19 protein-coding genes and 1 other annotated feature are annotated in these 26,575 nt (G+C 30.3%); of the genes, 4 read left to right on the forward strand and 15 right to left on the reverse strand.

The features are described from left to right. Window positions 1–24: 24 nt before the first annotated feature. Window positions 25–852, reverse strand: a complete 828-nt coding sequence (locus D4Z93_RS07165; protein WP_119971854.1) for a carbon-nitrogen hydrolase family protein — start codon at window positions 850–852, stop codon at window positions 25–27. Between the two features lie 150 nt (window positions 853–1,002). On the opposite strand from D4Z93_RS07165, the gene D4Z93_RS07170 reads away from it, so the two are divergent. Further along, window positions 1,003–1,767, forward strand: a complete 765-nt coding sequence (locus tag D4Z93_RS07170) for a tRNA threonylcarbamoyladenosine dehydratase (RefSeq protein ID WP_119971856.1) — start codon at window positions 1,003–1,005, stop codon at window positions 1,765–1,767. A 30-nt stretch (window positions 1,768–1,797) separates the two neighbouring features. Here D4Z93_RS07170 and D4Z93_RS07175 read toward each other — a convergent pair whose 3' ends face one another. From D4Z93_RS07175 to D4Z93_RS07210, 8 genes are all read right to left on the reverse strand, one after another. Next, on the reverse strand, window positions 1,798–2,979 hold the full coding sequence (locus D4Z93_RS07175; protein WP_119971859.1) for an alanyl-tRNA editing protein: 1,182 nt from the start codon (window positions 2,977–2,979) through the stop codon (window positions 1,798–1,800). Window positions 2,980–3,050: 71 nt separating this feature from the next. Further along, a complete protein-coding gene (locus tag D4Z93_RS07180; RefSeq protein ID WP_162920269.1) occupies window positions 3,051–3,926 on the reverse strand; it encodes a potassium channel family protein in 876 nt (291 codons plus the stop codon). Window positions 3,927–4,094: 168 nt separating this feature from the next. Further along, on the reverse strand, window positions 4,095–5,240 hold the full coding sequence (locus D4Z93_RS07185; protein ID WP_162920270.1) for an iron-containing alcohol dehydrogenase: 1,146 nt from the start codon (window positions 5,238–5,240) through the stop codon (window positions 4,095–4,097). A 440-nt stretch (window positions 5,241–5,680) separates the two neighbouring features. Beyond that, a complete protein-coding gene (ilvD, locus tag D4Z93_RS07190) occupies window positions 5,681–7,339 on the reverse strand; it encodes a dihydroxy-acid dehydratase (RefSeq protein WP_119971867.1) in 1,659 nt (552 codons plus the stop codon). 357 nt (window positions 7,340–7,696) lie between these two features. After that, window positions 7,697–9,367 (reverse strand): biosynthetic-type acetolactate synthase large subunit, encoded by a 1,671-nt coding sequence (gene ilvB, locus D4Z93_RS07195; RefSeq protein WP_119971869.1) that lies wholly within the window; start codon window positions 9,365–9,367, stop codon window positions 7,697–7,699. Window positions 9,368–9,398: 31 nt separating this feature from the next. Next, a complete protein-coding gene (gene ilvC / locus D4Z93_RS07200) occupies window positions 9,399–10,412 on the reverse strand; it encodes a ketol-acid reductoisomerase (RefSeq protein ID WP_119971872.1) in 1,014 nt (337 codons plus the stop codon). Window positions 10,413–10,492: 80 nt separating this feature from the next. Next, window positions 10,493–11,695 carry an aminotransferase-like domain-containing protein gene (locus D4Z93_RS07205; protein ID WP_119971874.1) on the reverse strand — a complete coding sequence of 401 codons (1,203 nt, stop codon included), beginning with the start codon at window positions 11,693–11,695 and terminating at the stop codon, window positions 10,493–10,495. Between the two features lie 89 nt (window positions 11,696–11,784). Beyond that, window positions 11,785–11,983, reverse strand: a binding site (T-box leader). Between the two features lie 338 nt (window positions 11,984–12,321). Then, entirely contained in the window at window positions 12,322–13,269 is a 948-nt protein-coding gene (locus tag D4Z93_RS07210; protein WP_119971877.1) for an AEC family transporter, read from the reverse strand. Between the two features lie 317 nt (window positions 13,270–13,586). Here D4Z93_RS07210 and D4Z93_RS07215 point away from each other — a divergent pair, with 317 nt between their 5' ends. Beyond that, window positions 13,587–14,267 carry a TerC family protein gene (locus D4Z93_RS07215; protein ID WP_119971878.1) on the forward strand — a complete coding sequence of 227 codons (681 nt, stop codon included), beginning with the start codon at window positions 13,587–13,589 and terminating at the stop codon, window positions 14,265–14,267. 72 nt (window positions 14,268–14,339) lie between these two features. Here D4Z93_RS07215 and D4Z93_RS07220 read toward each other — a convergent pair whose 3' ends face one another. The 3 genes from D4Z93_RS07220 to D4Z93_RS07230 all read right to left on the reverse strand — a co-directional run bounded on the left by D4Z93_RS07220 (window position 14,340) and on the right by D4Z93_RS07230 (window position 18,528). Then, window positions 14,340–15,614, reverse strand: a complete 1,275-nt coding sequence (locus D4Z93_RS07220) for an L-cysteine desulfidase family protein (RefSeq protein ID WP_119971881.1) — start codon at window positions 15,612–15,614, stop codon at window positions 14,340–14,342. Between the two features lie 186 nt (window positions 15,615–15,800). Next, window positions 15,801–17,552 (reverse strand): sigma-54 interaction domain-containing protein, encoded by a 1,752-nt coding sequence (locus D4Z93_RS07225; protein WP_119971882.1) that lies wholly within the window; start codon window positions 17,550–17,552, stop codon window positions 15,801–15,803. A gap of 157 nt (window positions 17,553–17,709) precedes the next feature. After that, window positions 17,710–18,528, reverse strand: a complete 819-nt coding sequence (locus D4Z93_RS07230; RefSeq protein ID WP_119971885.1) for a transporter substrate-binding domain-containing protein — start codon at window positions 18,526–18,528, stop codon at window positions 17,710–17,712. Window positions 18,529–18,789: 261 nt separating this feature from the next. Between D4Z93_RS07230 and D4Z93_RS07235 the strand changes: the two genes are divergently transcribed. Further along, window positions 18,790–19,641 (forward strand): DegV family protein, encoded by an 852-nt coding sequence (locus D4Z93_RS07235; protein ID WP_119971886.1) that lies wholly within the window; start codon window positions 18,790–18,792, stop codon window positions 19,639–19,641. A 16-nt stretch (window positions 19,642–19,657) separates the two neighbouring features. Further along, on the forward strand, window positions 19,658–20,674 hold the full coding sequence (locus tag D4Z93_RS07240; RefSeq protein WP_119971889.1) for an AI-2E family transporter: 1,017 nt from the start codon (window positions 19,658–19,660) through the stop codon (window positions 20,672–20,674). Between the two features lie 119 nt (window positions 20,675–20,793). On the opposite strand, the gene D4Z93_RS07245 is transcribed toward D4Z93_RS07240, so the two are convergent. From D4Z93_RS07245 to D4Z93_RS07255, 3 genes are all read right to left on the reverse strand, one after another. Beyond that, a complete protein-coding gene (locus D4Z93_RS07245; RefSeq protein WP_119971891.1) occupies window positions 20,794–21,084 on the reverse strand; it encodes a hypothetical protein in 291 nt (96 codons plus the stop codon). Window positions 21,085–21,183: 99 nt separating this feature from the next. Next, window positions 21,184–22,944 (reverse strand): penicillin-binding transpeptidase domain-containing protein, encoded by a 1,761-nt coding sequence (locus D4Z93_RS07250; RefSeq protein ID WP_243105905.1) that lies wholly within the window; start codon window positions 22,942–22,944, stop codon window positions 21,184–21,186. 96 nt (window positions 22,945–23,040) lie between these two features. After that, window positions 23,041–26,385 (reverse strand): cell wall-binding repeat-containing protein, encoded by a 3,345-nt coding sequence (locus tag D4Z93_RS07255; protein ID WP_119971894.1) that lies wholly within the window; start codon window positions 26,383–26,385, stop codon window positions 23,041–23,043. Between the last annotated feature and the right edge of the window lie 190 nt (window positions 26,386–26,575).

Below are 26,575 nucleotides of genomic sequence, written 5' to 3' on the forward strand. Positions count from 1 at the left end.
ATATTTACAAAGCAGACTTTATGCTTATTCCACATTATTGTATACTTCAGGTCTTAGATGTTTCAAAAGTGGAAGGGATTTTCTTACTTCATCTATATAATCCAAATCTATTTCTCCTACTAATACATTTTCTTTTTCATCTAATCTATGAGTAATCTCACCCCATGGATTTACTATAAGTGAATTTCCATATGAAACATAAGAATAAGATGTATTTCTAGCCGGAGAAACCCCCACAATATATATTTGATTGTCTAAAGCTCTTGATTTAAATAATATTTCCCAGTGTGCAGGACCTGTTGTCATATTAAATGATGCTGGTACAAATACTATTTTTGCACCATTCATTGCCATTGTCCTCATTAATTCTGGAAACCTTATATCATAACATATCTCAACTCCTATTTTCCCCCACTTTGTATCTATAATTGTAGCTTTATCTCCATGTGATAATACCTGTGATTCCTTAAATTTAACCTTACCTTTTATATCTACGTCAAACAAATGTGCCTTTCTATGTTTACCAATCATATTACCTTTGTCATCAAAAACAAAACATGTATTATATACTCTGTCCTTATCTAGCTCTGGAATAGATCCTCCTACAACATATACACTATTATCCCTAGCTACATTTGAAAGCATTCTTATAGTATCACCATTTGGAAACTGTTCAGAATACTCTCTGAAATGTTTAATATTATATGGACAATTAAACATTTCTGGAAGTACTACTATTTCAGCACCTTGTAAAATAGCTTTTTCCATTATCTCTTTTGCCTTCTTTATATTGTCCATTTTAGATGTCTTAACAGTCATCATTTGACACATGCCTATTTTAAGTTTCACCATCAATCATCCCCTTATTAGAGTTATATTACTTTACATTATAGTTTACTACCAATATTTATTCAATTGAAATTTATAACATTGACATTTATCAGTAGTATTATATACTACAATATATGATACATACCATTTTTTTATAAAGGAGACCTTAGAATGCAAACTAAACAAAACCAATTTTCCAGGACAGAACTACTTCTTGGAAAACCAGCTCTAGAAAAATTAAATAATAGTACAGTTGCGATATTTGGACTTGGCGGAGTTGGAAGTTTCTCTTTTGAAGCTTTAATAAGAGGTGGAATAAGCCATTTAATCCTTGTAGATGATGATACAGTCTGCCTTACAAATATAAATAGACAAATACACGCAAACCATGACACCATTGGCAGCCCTAAAGTTGATGTTATAAAAGAAAGAGCCTTAAAGATAAACCCTGATTGCATTATAGAAACATATAAGACTTTTGTAAAAGAAGATAATATAAATGAAATAATTCCTGATAATGTTGATTATGTTATAGATGCAATTGATACAGTATCCTCCAAGATAGCTCTGGTAGTTTGGTGCAAAAAACATGACATTAATATAATAAGCTGCATGGGAACCGGGAATAAACTTGACCCGACTAAATTTAAAATAGCAGATATCTATAGTACAAAGATATGTCCATTAGCAAAAGTTATGAGGCATGAACTCAGAAAAAGGGGTGTACAAAATTTGAAGGTACTATATTCAGAAGAAATTCCATTAACCCCTAAATGTGATGTTATAACATGCAAAGAAGGTTGTGTATGCTCTGGAGGAAGTAAAAAATGTCTTGCAAAAAGGCAGATACCTGGAAGCATATCATTTGTCCCTCCAGTTGCAGGTATGATAATTGGCGGGGAAGTAATAAAAGACATATTAAAAATCCATAAATAATATGGGTTTTTAATATGTTAAATTAGCTTATTAATTTATAGCTTCATTTACTTTAGAGTATAAGAACTCACAGAACTTAATTAAATCTTCTTCTGAATCAAAAGTTCCTTGTGCACTTTTATCCTTTCCTCCACCTTTTCCATTAAATTCTTTAATATACTCCTTAAACAATTTTCCACATTTTATATCATAACTAGTATTGTTTTCAAAGATAATTTTTTTGTCAACTATCGAACTCAATATGAAAATACCGTTTATCCTGCCGAGTGCACTCCCAATGAGTTTGACCTGTTCAAATGTCATAAATTCAAAATTTTTAAGTATAATATCAGAACACATACTATTTATTATTTTTTCAGCTTCCTTATCTGCAAATATCTTATTTAATTTATTGACTTGTTTTTTCAAATCTTCTATCTCTTTAGACTGTTTTTGAACCTTATCCAGTATTTCAGATTCATCTACTGAAAAATATTTTCCCAAATTATTTACTATATTATGTTTTATCTGTATATCTTTTAGTGCTCTATTTCCACATTTAACATATATTCTGGTCATTCCTTTATATCTTTCGGTTTTAATTATCTTTACAATACCAATTTCTCCTGTTCTAGCTACATGAGTTCCACAGCAGGGACAACAATCCATATCCTTAACTTCTACTATTCTTATCTCATTTTCGCCTTCTTTAACTTTCTTCCTTATTGGAAAATTTTCAGCCTCTTCTCTCGAAACTATACAAGTGTGGAATTCTCTATCTTTATATATGTACGAATTAACTTCATCCTCAGCCCTTTTCACCATATCATCTGTCATATGTTCTATGTCTGTATCTAAAGTTAAATATTCATCACCCATATGAAATCCCTTATTATTTCCACCAAATAATTTAAGTATTGCTCCAGATAAAATATGTTCTCCTGCATGCTGCTGCATATGATCAAATCTTACATTAAAATCTATTCTACATAAAACATTTTTATTTTTAGGTGCTTCTTTCATATGATGATATATAATATCATCCTTTTCTGAAACATGGTGTACAGGAATTCCATCTATTTCACCTATATCTGATGGTTGTCCTCCACCTTCTGGATAAAATATAGTTTTATCCAGTACTACAAGCACTTCTTTATCATTATTTATGATATCAACTACTTGAGCTCTGCACTCTTTCAAATACTGATCTTCATAATACAATTTTTCAGTCATCAAAAATCGCTCCCTTCAAAATTAACAGTTATTTATATTTTAACTTCTTAATATATAATTTTCAAGAAAAGCTATTCTTTATAAATTATTCTAGAAAGAAATGACACAATAATTCCAATAATAACAACTCCAGTAACAGTTTCAATCATCACCAGTCCACGTACCAGCATGGAATTTGGCAGTATATCTCCATATCCCAGTGTGGTTATTGTAACTATGCTAAAATAAATAAAATTCCAAAGAGGATATTTAAAAGTTCCATTAGCCACATCTTTAAGTATATATGGACTGTCATCCAAAAATGATACTGAATTTTCCATAATACTACAAAAATAAAAATCTAATGGATAAAAAGTGAACTCCGGGCTAAATATTCTATCTACTATTAAGTAATCCTTAATAAATATATTTATAACCTTGACTTTTTCAAATTTATCTAAATAACTATATTTATAAAGTTTATACTTATCTATATCTTCTTTTTTTTTCGGCGAATAAAGAGAAATTTTTACCTTATACATTTTAGAATTGTTTAAAACAGTTTCTGAAAATCCATCTAGTTTCACATGAGTTATTCCTTTTTGTATAAATACACTATAATAGTAGTTTGACCATAATTGCCCAATAGATCTATCCATTGCAAATACATTTGACCTTTTATTGACAATATCATTTAACTTTACAATTGGTCTTTTATATTCTTCACTTACAATAAGTTCCTTTATAATTTCTCTTAGTTGCTTATTATAAACATTTAATTTTAATTTTTTTTCAAACACATTTATTTTAGTATTTAGACTTATATCACTTTGAAATACAAAAAATTGGCCAGACGACTTATTGGCTATCTTCCAATACACTATTCCAAAAATAATAATTATAACTAGATAAATTAATATCCAGAATTTAAGAAAACTTCTATTACTTTTTTTTATAATAAAACTCATATATAATTCTCCTAAGATAACAGAATCCATATATGAATTTTATTAAAATCACATTAAATTTATAACTATATTTACAATTCTTCTATTTTCTTTCTTGCTATATAATCTGAATCTACATCACTATTTGTATTTTTTAATCTATTTTATACTTCATTGTATTTCCTCCTGTTAGAAATCTATATCATGTCCATAATAGACATATTTTAATATTCTAACTATATCTTCTTCCGCAATTTTAGAAGATTTTACTCTGGTAAAATATTTAGCAGAATCTTGTACGAGCATAAATAAATTATTTTTAAATACGGATTCATCTACTCCTATTTCCTTAAGGCTCCTCTTTATATTAAATTCAGTACTAAACTTTCTTATAAAATTTATAAAATCCTCAATCTTCAAATATTTAGATAATACCTTCAATTTTGATACTATCTTTATATTCCTACTACTATATTCCAAAAAATATGGAAAGATTATAGCATTTACCTCGCTATAACTCAACTTGAATTTAGAACTAATTGATGATGTTACTGCATCGATTAATTCATTATGAACATCATTAAATGCCAATCCTGAAATACACTCATAATTTTGTAATTTTTCTCTAAATTTCATATCATTACTCTTAAAAGATAACGGCAAATATCTAAATATACCCTTAATCGAACTTAAAGCTAAACATCTGGAAATATCATTCAAATTATCATCCATATAACATTGTAGTGCATGAACCATAGCGAGAATTCCTGATTGTGCTACAATATTTGGTGGTACATTAATTGATGTTAAAGGGTCTAAAATAACAATATCTGGTGCAAAGAATGAATTTTTAAACTTCACTCTTGCTTCATTATATTTTAAAGACATTAAAACATTTCCATTGACTCCACTTCCAGTTCCCAAAATTGATGGTATAGTAATAAATTTTAAGTATTTTCGATTTGAAGGTACACATATAGAAGACAGTTTATCAAAATCTATATCCGGTCCTTCATATGCAAGAATTAGTATTTTAGCAGCATCCATAACTGATCCACCACCCAGTGCTACAATTGTATCAGGCTTGAATCTTTTCATTATATCCAGTATTTCATTCATAGTATTTATTTCAAATTCTCGAGTAATTCCCGAAAATGTGCAGACAGGAAATTTTTTAATTTTTAATATATTTTTTACTTTTTTCAATATACAATTTTTAATTAAAGATTCAGCACCAATTAATATGAATGTTTTACCAGTATCTATATTATTTAAATATTGAAGAGCATTTTCACCCATTACTATATAATTTTGCCCAAATGCAAACTTATCCATGTAGACTTTACTCCTTTCCATAAAAATATCTTTTCATACTATAATTATATTCCAAAATTATAGGGTTTATAATTCCAGGCTTAACTTATGCGTAGACCGGGATTTTTAAAATTTAGGCACATTAAAAAATTTTGTAGTAAGTCTTCGCGAAGCGTTCTTAAAAATCTTAGTAGATTATATATGTTTGAGCGCAGTGAGTTTATATAATCTGCTTAGATTGATTTTTTTAAGCGCAAGCTTAGACTTACTAGAAATTTTTTAGATGACGAATTTTGGAAGTGGCAGCTTACGTATAACTTAAGCTTGGAATTACAAATCTCATAATAGCTAAAAAATGATTTGTATTTTTACCTATAACTTATTCATAATAAATAAAAAAAGACTATAAGATCAAATATTTGCCTTATAGCCTTTTTTATCATATTTTAAAAATTTAAATATTATTTAAGTACTGCTCCAGTATTTGCTGAAGTTACCAATTTAGCATACCTCGATAAATAACCTGTTTTTATTTTAAGCTCCGGTTTAAGATAACTTTTTTTTCTTTTCTCAAGTTCATGCTTGTCAACTAATAACTCAAGTTTCTTATTTTTTATGTCTACAAGTATTTTATCTCCTTCTTGTACAAGACCAATCAATCCGCCTTCCATAGCTTCAGGTGAAACATGCCCTATAGATGCACCTCTTGTAGCACCTGAAAATCTTCCATCTGTAATAAGTGCTACATCCTTATCAAGCCCAATACCGGCAATAGCAGATGTAGGAGATAACATTTCTCTCATTCCAGGTCCACCTTTTGGGCCCTCATATCTTATTACAATTACATCGCCTTTATTTATTTGGTTTGAAAATATAGCTTCAACTGCATCCTCCTCTGAATCATATACTCTTGCAGGACCCTCATGTGTCATCATTTCAGGCGCTACAGCGGATTCTTTAACTACTGCACCATCTACGGCAAGGTTTCCCCTAAGTATTGCTATTCCACCTTCATTACTATAAGGTTTTTCAACACTTCTTATAACATCATAATCTAAAACATCATATTCTCTTATATTTTCACCTACAGTCCTGCCTGTAACAGTAAGTTGCTTCTCGTTAATCAACCCTTTTTTTGAAAGTTCATTCATTAAAGCCGGTATCCCGCCTGCAAGATGAAGATCTTCCATATGGTGTTTTCCACTAGGACTCAATTTTATAAGACAAGGTGTCTTTTTGCTTATTTCATGAAATAACTCCAAATTTAATTCAATACCCGCTTCATGTGCTATAGCTGGAAGATGTAAAACTGTATTAGTTGAACCTGCCATTGCCATATCAACTGTTATCGCATTTTTAAATGCATCTAAAGTAAGTATATCCCTAGGACATATATTCTTTTTAATACATTCCATAACTGCCATTCCTGCATACTTTGCAATTTGCTTTCTTTCTCCAGTTTGAGCAAGTGCACTCCCATTAAGTGGCAAACCCATTCCTAGCACCTCAGTCAAGCAATTCATACTATTTGCTGTAAACAATCCAGAACACGATCCACATCCCGGACATGACCTTTTGGCTTCCTCTTCAAGTTCTTCTTCTGTAACATTTCCGCCATTACAAGCTCCAACTTTCTCTATACATGTACTAAAATCTAAAGTTTTATCATTTAATTTTCCAGCTCTCATAGGTCCACCACTTACAACAACAGCTGGTATATTAAGTCTTGCCGCTGCCATAAGCATTCCAGGAACTATTTTATCACAGTTTGGTATAAGTACTAAACCATCAAATCCATGGGCCATTGCCATCGCCTCTATAGAATCTGCTATAAGTTCTCTACTGGCAAGGGAATATTTCATTCCAACATGTCCCATTGCTATACCATCACAGACAGCAATTGCCGGGAACTCTATAGGTGTTCCACCTGACATAGCAACTCCAAGTTTTACTGCTTTTGCTATTTCATCCAGATGCATATGCCCCGCTACTATTTCATTTTGAGAATTTACTATTCCGATTAAAGGTTTTTCAATCTCTTCTTTTGTATATCCCATTCCGTACATTAATGCTCTAGCGGGAGCAGCCTTAATCCCTTTCTTTACCAAATCACTTCTCATGTTAATTTATCCTCCCTGTAAATTATATAAATTCCAAAATACTTTTATCCATACAATAAATTTATATATAGGATTTGTAATTCTAAGCTTAACTTATGCGTAGGCCAAGATTTCTAAAGTTTAGGCACATTAAAAATTTTGTAGTAAGTCTTAGCAAGGCATTTTTAAAAATCTAAGTGGATTTTATATGTTTGAGCAAAGCGAGTTTATAAAATCTGCTTAGATTTTTATGAATGCAAGCTTACACTTACTAGAAACTTTTTACATGACGTATTTTGGAAATCCTGGCCGGAGCATAAGTTAAGCTTTCATTTACAAATTCTATATTTGAATGCCCCTTTTTATTTATTAACCTTATTATCCTATAATTTTATCGATGGCCTCACCAGGTGGAACTATAGGAAATACTTTTACATCTGTACCTACTTCACACTCTATAATCATAGGTCTGTTATACTCAAATGCCTCCTCTAGTGCCCCATCTATTTCAGCGTCTTGAGTTATTTTTACAGATTTTATACCATATGCAGCTCCAAGTTTGACAAAATCAACATCAGGTTCAACCTTAGTACTGCAGAACCTACCATCATAAAATAATTCCTGCCACTGATGAACCATTCCCAGTGCATGATTATTCAAAATAATTTGCACTATAGGAAGATTATATTTTGATATTGTAGCTAATTCCGTAGAATTCATTTTAAAACTGCCATCTCCAGCTATGTTTATAACTCTTTTATCTGAGTTTCCAACAGCCGCCCCAATAGCAGCTCCTAACCCAAAACCCATAGCTCCAAGTCCACCAGAAGTTATAAAAGTCCTAGGTCTTAAAAATTTAAAATACTGAGCTGTCCATATTTGATTTTGTCCTACTTCAGTCGTTACAATACAATCGCCATTTGTCACAGAGAATAATTTTTCAAGTAGTAATCTCGGACTTATTCCTCTCATTATAGATTGCTTCTTGGTTCTTATTTTCTTCCAATTTAAAATCTGCTTCATCCATTCCTCATGATACTGTTTTTGCAATTTAGAGTTTAGAGAAGTTAATACATCTTTAACATCACCTTGTATATTCAAATTTACAGCTACATTCTTACCAAATTCCTTTTCATCAATATCTATGTGTATTATTTTTGCGTTTGGTGCAAAACATTCTGCCTTGCTTACAACACGGTCACTGAATCTAGCACCAATAGCAATAAGAAGATCACAATTTGTAACAGCATAATTTGACGAATGACTTCCATGCATACCAATCATACCTGTATAATTCGTTCTGTCACCAGGGAATGCCCCAATTCCCATAAGTGAACAAGTAACTGGAGTATCTAATTTATCTACAAATTCATACAGCTCTTTTTCGGCATCAGATGAAATAACTCCTCCTCCAGCATAAACCAGAGGCTTTTTACTTCTATTTATGATTTCAAGAGCCTTATCTATACCTTTTACATTTACAGATTCTGCTTCTACATTGCATAAATTATTTGGTCCATCCTTTGTTTTAATAAAACCTTCTGTATACTCTGAATTTTGTATATTCTTTGGCATTTCTATAACAACCGGTCCCCGTCTTCCGCTCATAGCAACCTTAAAAGCTTCATCTACTATAATTTTTATATTTTTGACATCATCTATTATAAAAGTTTTCTTTGTTATTGCCTTAGTTATACTTCTTATATTGACTTCTTGAAAAGAATCTTTACCAATAAGACTTACAGGAACTTGCCCTGCAATCACTATAATTGGAACAGAATCCATATATGCTGTAGCAATTCCGGTAACTGTATTTGTTGCTCCAGGCCCTGAGGTTGTTAAAACAACCCCAACCTTACCTGTGGATCTGGCATAACCATCAGCAGCATGAGCAGCCCCTTGTTCATGTGCCGTGATTACATGATTTAATTCTCCTTTCATATCATATAATGCATCATATATTGGTAATACCGCACCCCCCGGATATCCAAATACAGTATTAACATCATGTTCTACAAGACACTTTAAAAGCATCTTAGCCCCCTTCATAGTATCACTTCCTTTTTAAATAAATACTCAATTATTCATTAGAAGGATTCTCTTCAATCCAAGGCATCATTCCTCTTAATTCTTTACCAACGCCTTCGATTAATGAGTCTTTTTCCAATTTTCTTCTTGCATTAAAGCAAGGTCTTCCAGTTTTATTTTCAAGAAGCCAATCTCTTGCAAATGTTCCATCCTGTATTTCTTTAAGAACCTTTTTCATCTCTAATCTTGTATCTTCATTTATTATTCTCTTTCCAATTTTATAATCTCCATATTCGGCAGTATCACTGATTGAATATCTCATTTTAGCAATTCCACCTTCATATATTAAATCAATTATCATTTTCATCTCATGCAGACATTCAAAATAAGCATTTTCTGGAGCATATCCAGCTTCAACTAATGTATCAAAACCGGCCTTTATTAATTCAACAACTCCACCGCAAAGTACTGCTTGCTCACCAAATAAATCTGTTTCAGTTTCTACCCTAAATGTGGTAGTCATAACACCTGCTCTAGTTCCTCCAATTCCTTTGCCATAAGCTAATGCCATATCTTTTCCATTTCCAGTATAATCTTGATATACAGCATATAGACATGGAACACCTTGACCTAATGTATATTCTCTTCTAACAATATGTCCAGGTCCTTTAGGCGCAATCATTAATACATCTACATATTCAGGTGGAACTATTTGGTTAAAATGAATATTGAATCCATGTGCAAATAATAATGCATTTCCTTCTGACAAATTATCTTTTATACTTTCTTCATAAACCTGCTTTTGTTTTTCATCTGGCAGAAGTACAGCTACTATATCGGCCTGCTTTACAGCTTCAGCTGTTTCATATACTTTAAATCCACATTTTTCTGCCTTTTCCCAAGATTTACTCCCTTTATACAATCCTACAATTACATCAAGTCCGCTCTCTTTAAGATTAAGTGCATGTGCATGTCCCTGACTTCCAAATCCAAGTACTGCTATTTTCTTTCCCTCTAATAATTCCAAATTTGCATCCTTATCATAATAAACTTTTAATTTTTCCATTGTTAATAGCCCCCGTTAATTTATTTTTTATTTATATTTTTGTAAATTTTTCAATTATATTACTTTAAAAATTAAAAAATTTAATTGATCTCATAATCTTTTAAAACTTTTCCTAATATTTCAATGCCTGTTAAAATTTCATCATCCCCAGTATTTGAAAAATTAAGCCTGAAATTATTTCTTACTCCACCATTTGCATAGAAAGCAATCCCCGGTACAAATCCTACCTTTTTTTCCATAGCCTTTTCAAGCACTTTTGATGCATCCATATACTCAGGTAATGTTACCCATATAAAAAGTCCACCATTTGGTTTTGTAAAATTACAATCTTTCGGAAAATTTTCTTCTATTGCTTTTAGCATTAAATTTCTCTTTCTCCTATATACATCAATGATCTTCTCTATATTTGCTTTTAAATCAAACATTTTCATATACATGGCAACTTCTTTTTGAGCCATAGTATTTGTCTGAAGATCAACAGATTGTTTAACTAAACTATATTGACTTAATGCTTGCTTGTCGGCATAAACCCAACCAATCCTGAGTCCGGGACAAAATATTTTTGAAAATGTTCCAAGAAAAATAACCCTGTCATTTTTGTCAAAACTCTTTATAGCCGGTAATCCTTCACCTTCAAATCTTAAATTCCCATATGGATTATCCTCTAAAATTAGTACATCATATTTATCTGCTAATTCAATCATTTTCTTTCTTCTATCAAGAGGTAAAGTTTTACCTGTAGGATTTTGAAAATCAGGTACTGTGTATATAAACTTTGTATTTGGATTTTCTTTAAGCACTCTTTCAAGGTCATCCATCATCATACCATCATCATCCATTTTAACTTCAGCAAAACTTGGTTTATAGGATTTGAATGCTGTTATTGCCCCAACATAACTAGGATTTTCACATATAACTACATCTCCAGGATTAAGGAAAACCCTTCCTGAAAATTCAAGTGCCTGCTGTGATCCACAAGTAACCATTACACAATCAGGATCTGCCTCAATACCTGAAGCCTTCATTATTTGATTTGCAATTGCCTCTTTAAGTTCTTTTTCACCTTCTGTTGCACTGTATTGCAATGCAAGTCCACCATATACTTCGAGAACCTTTTTGCTTACTTGTTTCATTTCTTCAATCGGAAATACTTCTTTATTCGGAAGTCCTCCTGCAAAAGATATTACATCTTTCATAGTCGTAAGCTTCATTATGTGGGCCATACACTCATCTATTTCTTTAGAATCGCCCATTTCCATCCTCTCAGCAAACTTCTCCTTCATAAATAATCAACTCCTTTGGCTGTTATTTTATATGTATCATATATATCTACATATACTGTAAAATTGTATAAAAAAAGACCAGACCTCTAGCTTGGGGCGAGAAGTCTGGTCGCGTTACCACCCATATTTGTAACTCAATTAAATTAACGGCACTGCCGGTAAAGCTTACTCTTAATTCAGCTAACTGTTCAAGGGTGATTTTCAATAGTTTCTGATTTATGGGCTTTCACCTAATCCCACTCTCTTTTAAATCTTTTACTAAATACTCTTCCCTATCATAACATTTAAAAATCGAAATTATATTTTTTGTTTTTGTTGTTCTTAAATTTACTACAATTTTTTTACGTTGTCAACACTTTTTTATTTATTTTTTGCGTTTTATTAAGTGTTATGTGACATATGATAAATTCTTTTATTGCATATGTCAATACATTTTTAATAATTTATTTTTTTATTCTATTTTAATGTCCTTTGATTAAACTTTTTCACTTATACATTATTGAATTTTATTACTCATAAATAATAAAATAATATTTCTTTTATTCATTTTTCATTAAATCTATTTTGATTTTTGTACTTATAATTCCGCCCTTTATAGTATATTAATTTTCAAACATCATAATAAATTATCCAAGTATCACCATATAAATAGGTATTACTACAGCACTTAAAATTGTTGTAATTACAGTCATTACTGTTGCATATTTATAATCCGCATTATAGTTCCTGGCAACTATAGCTGTATTTGTCATTACCGGCATAGCAGCTTGTATAACAAAAACCTTTTTCATCAAAACAGGTACTGGCCAATAATATGCTGATATAAATATTAGGATTGGTGATACTATAAACCTTCCAATAAGTACAAACACCATATCTTTATCAATTTTTAAGCTATCTAATTTAAAGGAGTACAGTGTTATACCTATAAACAACATTGAAAGCGGTGTTGTTAAATTTCCAAAATATTTACATGTATCAAGTGCAAATTTGGGTATATGTATATTGAATATCACAAGTATTATTGCAATAATAAAACCAATCAATGGTGCTGAAAATATTCTCTTTAAAGTTTCTTTTGAAAAAATATTTGCATGTTTTCCTTCATTGCTTTCTCCATCCGCACATATGCCATAGCTTCCTATTGTCCAAAAAAATGTTGTATTAGCTATGTAATAAATAAGTACATATGGTATACTCTTGTTTCCAAATAAAGCCATATTTACTGGAAGTCCTATAAATATAGAATTTGATACAAAAAACATAGATCTAAACGTTCCTATTCTGCCTTTCCTAACCTTAATAAGTTTAGATACAACGATGGCTATTAGATATGTAACAGCCATCGATGAAAATGGAATTATAACTCCTTTTCCAAGATGCGTTAATTTTTCTTTATCAAGGTTCCCTATTATATCGGATATCATAAGACAAGGAAGTGATAATCCACATACTACTTTTGTAAAAATAGCTGCTGTCTTTTGGTCAAACCATTTCTTATATGTAAGAATACATCCTACAGTAATCATTATTATTATACTAAGTATACTTTCTAAAGCATTAAATATAATCATTCTGATATCGCCCCCGTCAAAACGCTGTAAAAATTATTTTAAATTTTAAATTCTATTTTCCATACTAATTAAAATTTTATACATTTGTAATTATGCCATATATTTTTTAATAGTCAAATAAAAAATAAATTTAATTTTATTTTTTATATAACATAACAGACAAATAAATTTTCATATATTTATATTAACTTATATAAAAAAATAGAAAATGTAGTTGGATATTTTAATTATTATGTGGTAAAATATATTGTATTAAATAAGTTCACATACTTCTTTAACTAATATTTTACATTTTTTAAAATTGGAGTGATGACAATATGGATGTTTTATTAGCCTCAATAATGGGAGCGCTTCAAATTACATTATTAGATATAGTTTTAAGTGGTGATAACATAGGAGTAATAGCATTAGCCACTAAAAACCTACCACCAAAACATGCAAAACTAGTCTCTATTATAGGAGTATTTGCTGCTGTAATTTTGAGAATTATATTTACATGTTTTGTATCATATATTCTAATGATTCAGTGGCTTCCAATAAAATTAATTGGCGGATTACTTCTATTAAAAATAACATGGAATTTTATAAAATCAGGTAATGAAGAGTCTACGGCACATGTAAATTCATCTAATAAATTTATGAGCGCAATAATAAATATAATAGTAGCAGATGCAACAATGAGCCTTGATAATGTACTTGCTATAGCTGGTGCCGCACATGGTAATGTAGTACTTATAATATTTGGCCTTCTACTAAATATACCAATAATATTCTTTGGAAGCCAATATGTAGCAAAACTTATGCAAAAATACCCAATAGTAACTTATATTGGTGGAGCGATTCTTGCACATACTTCATTTAAGATGTTATTAGAAGACAATTTTATAGCATCATTTACACCTGATATAATGGAATTCATAATACCATTTGCAGCCGCTATTTTAACATTAATATATGGTATGTATATATTAAATAATCTAAAAGAGCATAAGGTTTGACTTCTTTCTACTAAAATTAGAAAATGTCCTTGTGATTACCACAAGGACATTTTTCTAACTAATAATATTTTACTAATTACATGAATTCATCATTACATCTAATATAACATCATCGGTTGCAGACATTCCTTCATTAGATACTCTTGCCAAATTTTGTATTGTATTTTCTACACTTTCAGACAATATTCCATCTCTATCTGGTATAAATATATTCTTCATAGCCATTTTAGCAGCATCGATAGCTGCGCCTACTGATATAGCTAACTTATATGAACACCCAACTTTAGCACCATCACATATCATTCCACTTATACCAGCAACCATATTTTTAATGTCTCCTTCTATTTGCTCAATTGTTCCTCCAAGTAAATATGTGATTCCTGCTGATGCACCGACTCCTGCTGCGACTCCACATCCACATACAGGCGACAGAGAACCTGTATAACTTTTTACATATATAGTGACAAGATGACTTAATGTAACACTTCTTATTATTTTTTCATGGTCTATATTCATATTTTCACCTATTATTGCAATTGGAAGTATTGCGACAAGTCCATGATTTCCACTTCCTGCACTACTCATAACAGGAAGTGCATGTCCTGACATTCTAGCCTCAGATGCTGCCGAAGTTATAGCTTTTGCATAATGTTCTATATCTTCCTTTTCACTTTTAAACATATTTCCGATTCCTATACCAAGGTTATACTTGAAGCAGTCCATAGCCATTCTTTTATTCATTATTATTCCTTCATCAATAAATTCTATTTTATCAAGACTTACGGTATCAACAAATTCTTTTAAATCTGCAATTTTAAACTCTCTAATCCTATCTCTTATAGAAGCTTTATTTTCAATTTTTGTATCACAATCATCTTTTGAAATTTCTTTACCATTTTTCTCAAGAAGTACTATATTTAAATGAGTTTTCTTTATTATAACTCTTGACGTATTATTTTTTCCACTTGCAATAACTTCAATATACAATCCATCTGCATCTTTTTTTAATTTAAGGTTTATAATATTTTTATCAATTAATTTAAGTGCTTCATTTAGACTTTCATTTGTAACTTCTTTTAATACTTCAAGCTTATATTCAGATTTTCCAATAACTAATGCTAGTGCAGCTGCAACTTTAATACCTTTTTCGTTTGTACCTGGTATTCCGACTTCTTTTCCATTTTTCATTATATTTCTATCAACATATATATCGAGCTTTTGAATATCTTCTCCAAGCAGTTCTTTTGCTTTAGCAACTGCATAGGCAACTGCTGTTGGTTCTGTGCATCCTAATGCAGGGACAACTTGATCATGCAATATATCTAATAATAATTTTTCATTTTTCATATAATAATACCTCCTAATCATATAAATACTTTACAATAAATTTATAAGCAAATTTTGTGCCAATGCATTATATAAATTTAACTTAGATATATAAGTTGATTTAGTCCGATTAAGAAGCAGTTATATCCGGTTAAAAAACAAATAATTATCATTTTTGATAATTTGATTATCAAAAATGATAATTATTCAGTCCTCAAGTTTTCTATAAAGAGTTGCTGTACTTATATTAAGTTTTTTAGCTATTAATTTTTTCGAATCAGTATTATTTCCATATAATTTCATATATTTCAATATCACTTGCTTTTCAAATTCATCTACCATATTTTTTAGTGTTTTATTGTCATCTGCATTATTTCTATCATTCAATATTCTATTTGATATTGTACCAAGGGTTATTACATCATGCGTTTCAAAATTTATAGCATATTCTATTAAATTCTGAAGTTCCCTGACATTTCCGGGCCAGGAATACTCAAGCATCGCCTTCTCTGCCAGCCTATCAAATCCCATTATATTTTTTCCATAGATTTTATTATATCTATTTAAAAAATAGTTTGCAAGCTGCAAAATGTCATTTTTTCTCTCTCTAAGTGATGGTATATTAATTGGAATAACATTTAATCTATAAAATAGGTCCCTCCTAAACTCATTCTTTTCTACCATTTTATATAAATTCCTATTTGTTGCAGCTATTATTCTCGGATTTACCTTTATTGTATTCACTCCTCCAACTCTCATGATTTCCTTTTCTTCAAGTACTCTTAAGAGTTTTACTTGCATATGCAGTGGTAAATCTCCTATTTCATCCAAGAAAATAGTTCCGTCTTTAGCTATTTCAAATTTACCAATCTTACCATTGCTGCTGGCTCCGGTGAATGCTCCTTTTTCATATCCGAATAATTCACTTTCAACTAAACTTTCTGGAATTGCACCGCAATTTATAGTCATAAAAACTTCACTCTTCCTGTAGCTCTCAAAATGAATTGCCCTTGCAAAAAGTTCTTTTCCGGTTCCACTTTCACCTAATAATAATACAGGTACATTCTGTTTTGATATTTGTTTTGCCTGTTCAATAACCTTTGAGAAAATCAAACTGTCCCCTATTATATTATTAAAGGTAAATATCGAATGCTTCTCATTTATTTTTAAAACTGATCTCTGAAGTTTATTAAAATCTTTGAATGTTATAACACTTCCTGAAAAGATACCGTTTACTCTTATAGGCTTTACCGAAAGTAAAAAATCGTACCTTTTTCTTTCTTTTTCTATAGTTATCTGTTCTTCTTCAATTACATAATTACTCTTTTTAAATTTATCTACAATTCTATAAGGAATTATGGATTTTAAATCACTTCCTATTGCACTCTGTTTTTTTAGGTTAAACTTTTCTTTTATATACTTATTTAAATTCAATATTTTGTTTTGCCCATCTATTATTATAATTCCTTCATTAACAGAGTCTATAACCGTTAATAATTCTTTAGATTTATATTCAAGTTTACTGCTAAAATTTTTCTCACTTATGCGAGATGATATAAGACTACTCAATCTTTTTTCAAAATCTCTATAGCTGTCTATTTTTTTCAAGAACCCTTCCTTCTGTGATTCATCAAAAATTATCATAGCCATAGCGCCTTCTACTTTTCCATCTATTATTATAGGTAAGCAGAATTCGGCTTTTTCATCACATTCATTTTTTATTTCACATGTAATACATTCACTGCACTCTCCTGGGTTCTTAACAAAATAAGGTTCCCCAGTTAAAACACATTTTTGAAATACTGAATTTTTAGGGCCAATATATCCTACTTTTTCTTTTAACTCACCCGTTCCAGCTATTCTTAATAAATTTTTATCCATAATAGTAATATCTATTCCCATAATAGCTTTTATAGTTTCAGCTATTTCTTGAAGTTCATCCCGTATCTGATCTACCATAAAAACTCCCCTCTTATAAAAAGCCTTGTGAAACCTAGTACTTATAATATAATTATATAACTATTAAATTATATTTAACAAGAACCAATAATGAAATTATTAGACATATATATAGCTCACAGTTAGATTAACCAAACTGTGAGCTATATATAATTTATTATTTCATTTTGTATATATCGTACCCGAACCATTTAATTGAAAGTTTTGATAATGTTCCATCAGATTTAAGTTCATCTAATGCTTTTTGAAGGGATTTCTTGAGTTCCTTATCTTCTTTCTTTATACCTATTCCTATAGGTTCTTTAGTAAGTCTTTCATTTAATATTTTGTATTTATCACTATCTTTTTTAACATAATATCCACCAACTTGACCATCTACTATTAACGCATCAGTTCTTCCAATCGCTAGATCATGAAATGCTTCTGTTACCTTATCATATTCTTTAACAGTTTTAGCTCCCTCAACTTTCTTTGCTGCCTGATCACCTGTGGATCCTAATTGTGCTGATAATATTTTCCCCTTTAAATCAGATTTAGTTTTTATTGAATCATCATTTTTTCTTGTTACAATTATCTGTCCACCATCAACGTATGGTCCTACAAAATCTATCTCTTTTTTTCTCTCTTGAGTCATACTCAATGATGAAATAATAGCATCGAATTTCCCGGATTTAAGTGCTAATACAATTCCATTAAAATCCGTAGTAGTAACTTCAAGTTTAACTCCTATTTTTTTAGCAAGGGCATTGCCCAAATCTATATCAAAGCCAACTAAATTACTCTTGTCATCTCTAAATTCCATTGGCGGATAAGAATCATCCAACCCTATTGTAAATTTTCCTGCATCTTTAACCTTTTGAAGTGAATTATCAGTTGATTTAGAATTGCTAGTATTATTGCTGCTTGTGCAACCTGCAAATAATGAAATAGTCATTAAACAAGTTATTAATAAAGCAGATATTTTGAATTTTTTCATTTTGCCTTCCCCCTATTATTCTTTTTTATAATTATACAATCAAATCTATAAATATGCAACAAACTTTTTTATGTATAAGAAATAATTAACACTATATAAATATCAATCTCTAAAATGTATCTTTATGCATATGCATATCTATAATAATTAAGACTTTAATCAATAATATTATTTATTATTAATATTATAAATGTATTAGTATTGATAACTTCACAATACTTGATATATAATTGTATTTGAAATTACAAGGAGGTTATTTAAATGTCAAAAATTGCTTTGGTAACAGACAGTACATCTGATTTAAATGAAGAAATAATAAAAAAATTTAATATAAAAGTATTGCCTCTAAGAATAATATATAAAAATCATGAATATATAGACAGAGTTAATATAACTCCCGATTATGTGTATGATAATTTAGATAAAGAAATTCCGCACACCTCTCTCCCATCTATAAACGATATAGAAAAACTCTTCAATGACTTAGAGGCTCAAGGGTATACACATGTTATTGCTGTATGTATTTCATCAGGTTTATCAGGCACATACAATGCATTAAAGTTAGTAAGCCAAAATTATGCCAATATGAAAATAACCGTATTTGATTCAAAAGCTTTAACTTTAGGTGCCGGAGCAATAATAATAAAATGTGGTGAATTAATAGAACAGGGAAAAAATTATGATGAAATCTTAGAATATCTCCCTAAAATAAGAAATAGTATATCAATATACTACATAGTAGATACTCTTACCTACCTAATAAAGGGTGGAAGAATAGGAAAAGTTTCTGGTACAGTTGGTGAACTTTTAAATATAAAACCTATAATATCTATAAATAAAGATGGTATATATTATACATATACAAAAGTACGTGGTAAAAAGAAAGCACTAAATAAACTTACTGAAATAATTGAAAGCATACTAAAAGAATATAAGTCTAGAGTTTGGGTGCTTCACGGTGGTGCTGAAGCACAGGCCAAAACACTATATGAACATTTTGAAAAAGCTAAAAATATAACCTTTTTAGGTTTTGGAAATATAGGCCCAGTTGCCGGTGTACATACGGGACCTGGATTGATTGGAATAACTATAATGAGAGAACTAAATTTATAATAAGGAGAATTTTATAGTGGATTTTTTAAAAGAACTTTGGTCAAAGGAATCCTTTAAAAGATTTTTATTTTTTATTGGTTTGATATTTATATTTTACCTTTGCAGATCATTAATAAATTTATTTTTACTGACATTTTTGTTTACTTATCTTATGAACAGTCTTCATGAATTTGTTATAAGACATTTAAAAAAAGTTACACCTATAAGAGAAAAGATAGTAACTATTTGTCTTTATCTTATTTTATTTACATCTATTGTACTTATAATTGTAAACTATATACCACTGCTCATAACTCAAAGCAAATATCTCATAAATCAAGCTTCAGATATAAACACAACACAAATACATAGTTCAAATGTGATACAACAATATATTAATAGTGCCCTTGACCAAATTAATTTAAACAACTATCTTAAATCTGGAGTAAATGTAACAATACAATTGGCTACTAATATAGGCAAATGGGGTGCATATGCTTTTATTGCAATTATGCTCAGTCTATTTTTCATGCTTGAAAAGAAAAAAATCATAACCTTTTTAAGTAAATTTGAAGACAGTAAGATATCCGGAATTTACAAATATTTTTGTTTTTTCGGCAATAATTTCTTAAACTCATTCGGTAAGGTCATACAGGCTCAAATAATAATTGCATTTGTAAATACAATATTATCAGTTATAGTACTTTTTATTTTAAATTTTCCGCAGCTTATAACTATTGGTTTTATGATATACATTTTAAGTTTAATACCAGTAGCTGGCGTCATAATTTCCTTAGTTCCACTTTCAATTATAGCTTTTAAAATAGGTGGCCTTACTAAAGTTATATATGTACTTATAATGGTTGCTGTACTTCATTTAATAGAAAGTTATATTTTAAATCCAAAACTAATGTCATCAAAAGTACATTTACCTATTTTCTTTACATTTGTAATATTAATAGCCTCAGAACACTTTATAGGATTTTGGGGATTATTAATAGGTATACCTCTTGTAATGTTCATACTAGACCTTCTTGATGTAAAACTTAAATAATCAAAAGGAGTATACTACCTATTGGAGTATACTCTTTTTTATAGTACTGAATCTTGGCAACATATACTGGAGGGTAAAATGACTTTTTATGCAGCAACAAACTATAAACAACATGTATTCTAGTTTATGGTATTCTTTTCATCTGAGCAAATATCTTCATATTCAACATCCACAACTTTTTTCCCATTTAAATCAAAGTCATCATCTTTAGTAGTATTACTTACTTTTTGTTTAGTATTATTTATAAAATTCTTATTTGAATTCTTTATATACTTTATAAGCTTTACTATTCCCCATCCTGCAATTCCTACTACTACAAGCACAGGAAACACTTTTATAAAAATATTTATTAAAATCAAGGCAATAATTACCTTTAAAACAGTTAAAAATTTTTTATAAACTATATCCATTTTTATTCTCCCCTATCAGAATAATATATTCAATATAATTATAACATATTTTTATAAAAAACAGTATTTAATATCACTTAATAAAGTATTAATAAATTGTTAATTTTGAAGTACCTGCTGCTCTCCTTTTATTGAAATATAATTAAAAATTTCGCTAAATAATTCTTTAGCAAATGGTGCTGCTGTATCACTTGCATAATAACTTCCATTGCTTGGACTATCTATGCTTATTAAAACTGTTACTTTAGGGTTTGATGCCGGTGCCATACCTACAAAAGAAGATATATATTTCCCTTCGGTATATCCACCATTCTCAGGATTTGCAACCTGCGCTGTTCCAGTTTTACCTGCTATGTCAAGTCCATCTACATAAGCATTTTTTCCAACTCCTTCGGTAACAACCTTTTCTAAATACTGACGAAGATTTGCAGCAAGGTTTGAATTATATACATTTCTTTTACCATAATTATTAAATTTACTATCCTGAATCAATTTATTATTATAATCAGAATGATCTATACTTTTCATAATGTGAGGTCTCACCCAGGTTCCACCATTTGCAATTGAATTAAATGCAGCCATATATTGAACCTGAGTTACTGCTACGCCTTGTCCAAATGCCATGGTTGCTAAATCTACAGTATTCATTTTAGAGACATCTCTCAAAATTCCAGCAGATTCTCCAGGAAGATCAATTCCGGTTTTTTGTCCTATTCCCATCTTTTTTGAAAAATCCACAAGTTTGTCTTTTCCTATCTTCTGACCTAATTCCATAAAACCAACATTACATGAATTTTTAATTATATCCCCAAAACTTTCATATCCATGTCCATTCCAATTCCAGCAGTGAATTACAGAATTTCCTATCTTAAGACTTCCATTGCAAACATAACCATCATTTATGCCTACATTATTTTCTAATGCACAAGCTGATGTAATTACCTTAAAAATAGAACCTGGTTCAAAACTGTCCTCTACATTCCTTACTTTATATAATGTATTATCTTTAGAATTAATATCAGGTTTACTTGTCATTCCGAGTATTTCACCATTACCGGGATTCATCACTATTACATTTACAGCTTCCGCATTATTACTTGTTAAAGCTTTTTGTGCAATATCTTCTACATACGTTTGTATAACTTCATCTATTGTCAAGACTACATCTTTCCCATTTATAGGCTTTACATAATCTGCATTCTCATATGGAAGTTGATTTCCCTTAGTATCTTTTTCATAAGTACTTTCTCCTGGTGTTCCAGCTAATTCTTTATTATATGCCAGTTCCACACCGGATATGCCATCTCCGTTTAAATTAACCCTTCCAAGTACACTTGATAAAAAGTCATCATTTGTGTAATATCTCTTAGTATCTGCAGATAATATAATTCCTCTTACATTCAAAGCCTTAACTTTATCAGCTTGAGATTTATCAACCTGCCTTTTTAAAACCGCAGAACTTGCTGGCAGTCCATTTGTAAGTGTTGTATTCATTATCTTGAGAACATCCTTAGGCTGCATACCAAGTATAGGTGCAAGTTTATTCGATAGATCATTAAAGGTCATTTTTTCATCTTTTAACGTTTCTCTAAGTGTTTTAAGATCTAAATCAATTTGATAAGCATCCGAATTGACGGCCAATTCATCTCCATTTCTATCAAGAATTTTTCCCCGTTTAGCATTTATTTTTACCTCACTTCTCTGTTGCTGCTCTGCAATAGCTTTATATTTTGGTCCCATTCTTATCATTATATATCCTAGTCTCGCTATGATAAGCAAGAACACAATAGAAATTATTATAAAAATATGTAGAAATCTCTTTTTGGGTTTTTTTATTTTAGACATACTATGATTTGCCAAATTTTCACTTCCTTTTCTTCTGTGATTACATAATATATATTATAGAATAAAGTTATAAAAATTGGTACAATAAAAAATAAGGGGAAATCCCCCTATTTATTTTGCTGTTATAGTTATACCATCTAAATCTTTACTTGATGGACTATATACAGCATAACTGCTATTATGCTCTTCACCTCTTATATTAATGCTTGATGACGAACTATTGGCCTTAATCACAATTTTATCACCAACACTTATTGTACCATTGTTAAATTTATATACAACATTATCTCCATCGACATCAACTGAAACTGGTGTAATTTGTTGTTTAGTTGTTTCATCTTCAAAACTAAAATCATCAATATAGGATGATCTTATATCATCATCTATATTCTGATTGAATTCTACCCTGACGGTAGAGTTATTTCCTGTTGATTTATTACTATTTGCAGTGCAATACTGAGGTTCGGTAAATGGAGGCACTAAAACTGTATCTGAACTTGATCTTAGTGTTCTTCCTGCCACATCAGCTGATTTTCCACTATGAGCATAAACTGTAGTAGTTGCTCCCGATTCTTTTATATTATAAACTTTATTATCGTCGTCATCATCATAGCTCCCATAAAATGTTAAAATAACATCATCACCATCAACTGATGCCCTATCAGGCTTCTCACCATCAACCGTAAAATCATCAGGACTTACAACATCCAGTGGTGCAGTAAGAGATACTTTTACTTTTATATCATTCCCGTCAAAAGTCATTTTTGAACTGTTGGATATTATTTTAGGACCATTTGACGTACTTTGACTTATGACATCAGCAAAAGGTGATGTCATGACATTTCCATCTGCATCTTTAATATCCGTTACACTTAATTTTGTAACATAATTTCCAGTGTTTCCGCCTCCAATTATATATCCGGAAGGGAAGTCTATAGTTACACTCTTATTATCAACTCCAGCTGTCAAAGTTGTACTTGTTGGAAGTTTTTGTGTTTCATTATTCCCATTCAAATACCTATAATTATCACTATTTGTTATAGATGATTCATCCATCGTTCTATCAAAAAATACTACTAATTCATTATCCGTATCAACTGTTTTTACAACTGAAGAAACAGTTGGACCATCTTCTCCTTTCCCGGAGATCTTAGTCTTGTATGTGTCCATTACATTCGGTGTAGAATTTTTATCCATAATATTTTTTATAATGAGCGTATATGTTGAACTTTTTAGAGAATCGCTGCTGTCAATTTTAATATCATACGTCTTGTTGCTGTCATTTCCGGAACCATATACTTCATTTATTGTACTTATCTTATAACTGACATCATTATTAGTAGAATCATCTATCAGTGTATAATTTGACCTATTTGTTGCAGAACTGTTTGCAACCTCCTTATTGAATTTAATACGTATTGTGTTATCATTCAATTTACTCACACTTGATATTCTAGGTTTTACCGAACTATCTCCACGTGTAAATTCAAGTTCAGTCTCCTTTATCCTATTTCCATAGGTATCTTTTATATCATTATCTATAACAATCTTATTTTTTTCATTATCATCATCTTTTAACAGATATTCAACACCATCAAGCTTTACAATAGTATCATTTGAGCCGCTTTCAAAACTTATGTCATCTGAACTCAAACTTAAAGTAGTACCATTTATCTTGTAGTTACTATCCTCTAAAGCAGTTTCCTGATCCATAGTTCTATCATAAGTAATATATACATCACCTGAACTATCAGCTGTTACATTTGTAACCTTAGGTGTACCATATTCATAGTTCACTGTGAAATTCATAGAAGAGGATATAGTTGTAAACCCAGCCGCACTATAATAACTCTTATTAAGCGTTCCATTTGGAATTGTGAATGTACTTGTACCAGACGGAAGGGGTGAATCAAAATACAGTTCAACTTTATCAGTCCAATGTGAACTACCACATGTATTATGAAATTCTGTATCTGATGTATCCAGCCCATAATTTATAACACTTTGTCTGTTAATCTTCATAGAACGAAGATTATCTTCTGTAAGATATATAGGCTCGGAAAATTCAACTACCAACTTGTTTCCTCCTTTTGGTGTTACAGATTTAAGAGTAGGTGCACTAGTTGATAAAAATGTTACTTTTCCTTCAAATTTAGGTATTGTATTATTTAAATTTTTATCTAATATAACAGAATTTTTGACTGTAAAATTTAAATCTTTACCCTGTGAATACGGATTTGCAAAAGTTATTACAACAGTTTTACCATCATCTTGAAGTTCAGCTTCTGCAGTTCCAGATGATATTGTACTTCCATCAATTTGATAGTTATCTATACTCTCTGCTGTATTTTCATCTACCTTTGTATTAAATAGGATTCTAATTTGATTTAATCCATTAGTAGTCACTGAGTTTACAGTTGGTGTCTCCGGTTCTTCATGATTTGCAACTGCACTATTTATTCTTGAGACCATATTATCTGTAACAACCTGTGCACCACCTATTACATTTAAATCAGTCTTACTAGTGAATTCATTTTGAATATATTTAATAGCTTTACTAGTAGCATCAGAAGTATCATTATCAACCAATACAAGAGGTGAATTAAACTTACCAGCAAGTGATGATGCAACTAATGCATCTGCATAACCATCATTACTTGCATTAGCTACATATAACTTATCAAAGTTTAAATCATTGTCGAATTCATTCAATACATTAAGATTTGTTTCAAATCTATCTGAACCACCATCAACTCTACTTACTGCTCCTAGTTTATCATATATACTGTTATTTATTGCATAGTCTGTTCCAACAACAGTCACCTTTGAATTATTCGTTTTCACAAAATCAAACACCGGTTTCATTGATGCTTCATCATTACTTCCAAGCAAAAGAATTTCTCCTTTAGCAGCCGCAACAGGTGCTACTGAAAGAGCATCAGAAAATCCCTCACCACTTACTAAAATCACATTATCCGATTTTACACCCAGCTTAACAAGTTCATTTGCGACCGCTACGTTAGTTGCATATCTATCTTTACCATATAGTTCAATTAAATTATAAGAATAACCTTTAAGTTCACTTCTAACCTGTTTAGATACAGATGCATTTCCTCCTACAATATATATATTTTTAGGTTTTAAGGAAGTGATTGCATCATTTGTACTATCATTTAATTTTTCACTTTCAGTTAAAAGTATTGGAGCTCCTAATTGTTTTGCAAGCACAGATGCACTGACTGCATCTGCATAACCATTACCACAAACTAATACCACATTTTCTGAACTTGTCCAATTAGTAGTAGCAACTTTAGCTGCAGTTTCATACCTATCAGCTTCACCAACTCTAGTAACCTGACCAGCCTGTGCTTTAACCGGCATTCCTGGTAATGCTGCTGATAAAAGCAAGGACATAAATACTGCTGTTCCCATATTCTTCATATTATCTTTTTCCATTTATTACCCTCCTATTTCCTTTATAATGTAGCATACCATTATTATACTATAAATTTAAAATTATAAATATGTATAAAATAAAAAACAAAAGCCCCATATAATTCACTATTATCCACAAATAAAAGATTAGAGTCAAACCTATAACTTATATGAAATAGGTCTGACTCTAATTAAAAGGTAGAATACACGC

It is taken from the genome of Clostridium fermenticellae (assembly GCF_003600355.1).
GTDB lineage: Bacteria > Bacillota > Clostridia > Clostridiales > Clostridiaceae > Clostridium_AV > Clostridium_AV fermenticellae.

Excerpts from the sequence above, each read along its gene's own strand:
- D4Z93_RS07255 (WP_119971894.1), bottom strand. The coding sequence starts at position 26,385 with ATGGAAAAAGATAATATGAAGAATATGGGAACAGCAGTATTTATGTCC.
- D4Z93_RS07220 (WP_119971881.1), bottom strand. The coding sequence starts at position 15,614 with ATGAAAAATGAAAAATTATTATTAGATATATTGCATGATCAAGTTGTC.
- D4Z93_RS07210 (WP_119971877.1), bottom strand. The coding sequence starts at position 13,269 with ATGATTATATTTAATGCTTTAGAAAGTATACTTAGTATAATAATAATG.
- D4Z93_RS07215 (WP_119971878.1), top strand. The coding sequence starts at position 13,587 with ATGGATGTTTTATTAGCCTCAATAATGGGAGCGCTTCAAATTACATTA.
- D4Z93_RS07230 (WP_119971885.1), bottom strand. The coding sequence starts at position 18,528 with ATGAAAAAATTCAAAATATCTGCTTTATTAATAACTTGTTTAATGACT.
- D4Z93_RS07225 (WP_119971882.1), bottom strand. The coding sequence starts at position 17,552 with ATGGTAGATCAGATACGGGATGAACTTCAAGAAATAGCTGAAACTATA.
- D4Z93_RS07185 (WP_162920270.1), bottom strand. The coding sequence starts at position 5,240 with ATGGATAAGTTTGCATTTGGGCAAAATTATATAGTAATGGGTGAAAAT.
- D4Z93_RS07170 (WP_119971856.1), top strand. The coding sequence starts at position 1,003 with ATGCAAACTAAACAAAACCAATTTTCCAGGACAGAACTACTTCTTGGA.
- D4Z93_RS07180 (WP_162920269.1), bottom strand. The coding sequence starts at position 3,926 with ATGAGTTTTATTATAAAAAAAAGTAATAGAAGTTTTCTTAAATTCTGG.
- ilvB (WP_119971869.1), bottom strand. The coding sequence starts at position 9,367 with ATGAAGGGGGCTAAGATGCTTTTAAAGTGTCTTGTAGAACATGATGTT.
- D4Z93_RS07165 (WP_119971854.1), bottom strand. The coding sequence starts at position 852 with ATGGTGAAACTTAAAATAGGCATGTGTCAAATGATGACTGTTAAGACA.
- D4Z93_RS07235 (WP_119971886.1), top strand. The coding sequence starts at position 18,790 with ATGTCAAAAATTGCTTTGGTAACAGACAGTACATCTGATTTAAATGAA.
- D4Z93_RS07175 (WP_119971859.1), bottom strand. The coding sequence starts at position 2,979 with ATGACTGAAAAATTGTATTATGAAGATCAGTATTTGAAAGAGTGCAGA.
- ilvD (WP_119971867.1), bottom strand. The coding sequence starts at position 7,339 with ATGAGAAGTGATTTGGTAAAGAAAGGGATTAAGGCTGCTCCCGCTAGA.
- ilvC (WP_119971872.1), bottom strand. The coding sequence starts at position 10,412 with ATGGAAAAATTAAAAGTTTATTATGATAAGGATGCAAATTTGGAATTA.
- D4Z93_RS07245 (WP_119971891.1), bottom strand. The coding sequence starts at position 21,084 with ATGGATATAGTTTATAAAAAATTTTTAACTGTTTTAAAGGTAATTATT.
- D4Z93_RS07205 (WP_119971874.1), bottom strand. The coding sequence starts at position 11,695 with ATGAAGGAGAAGTTTGCTGAGAGGATGGAAATGGGCGATTCTAAAGAA.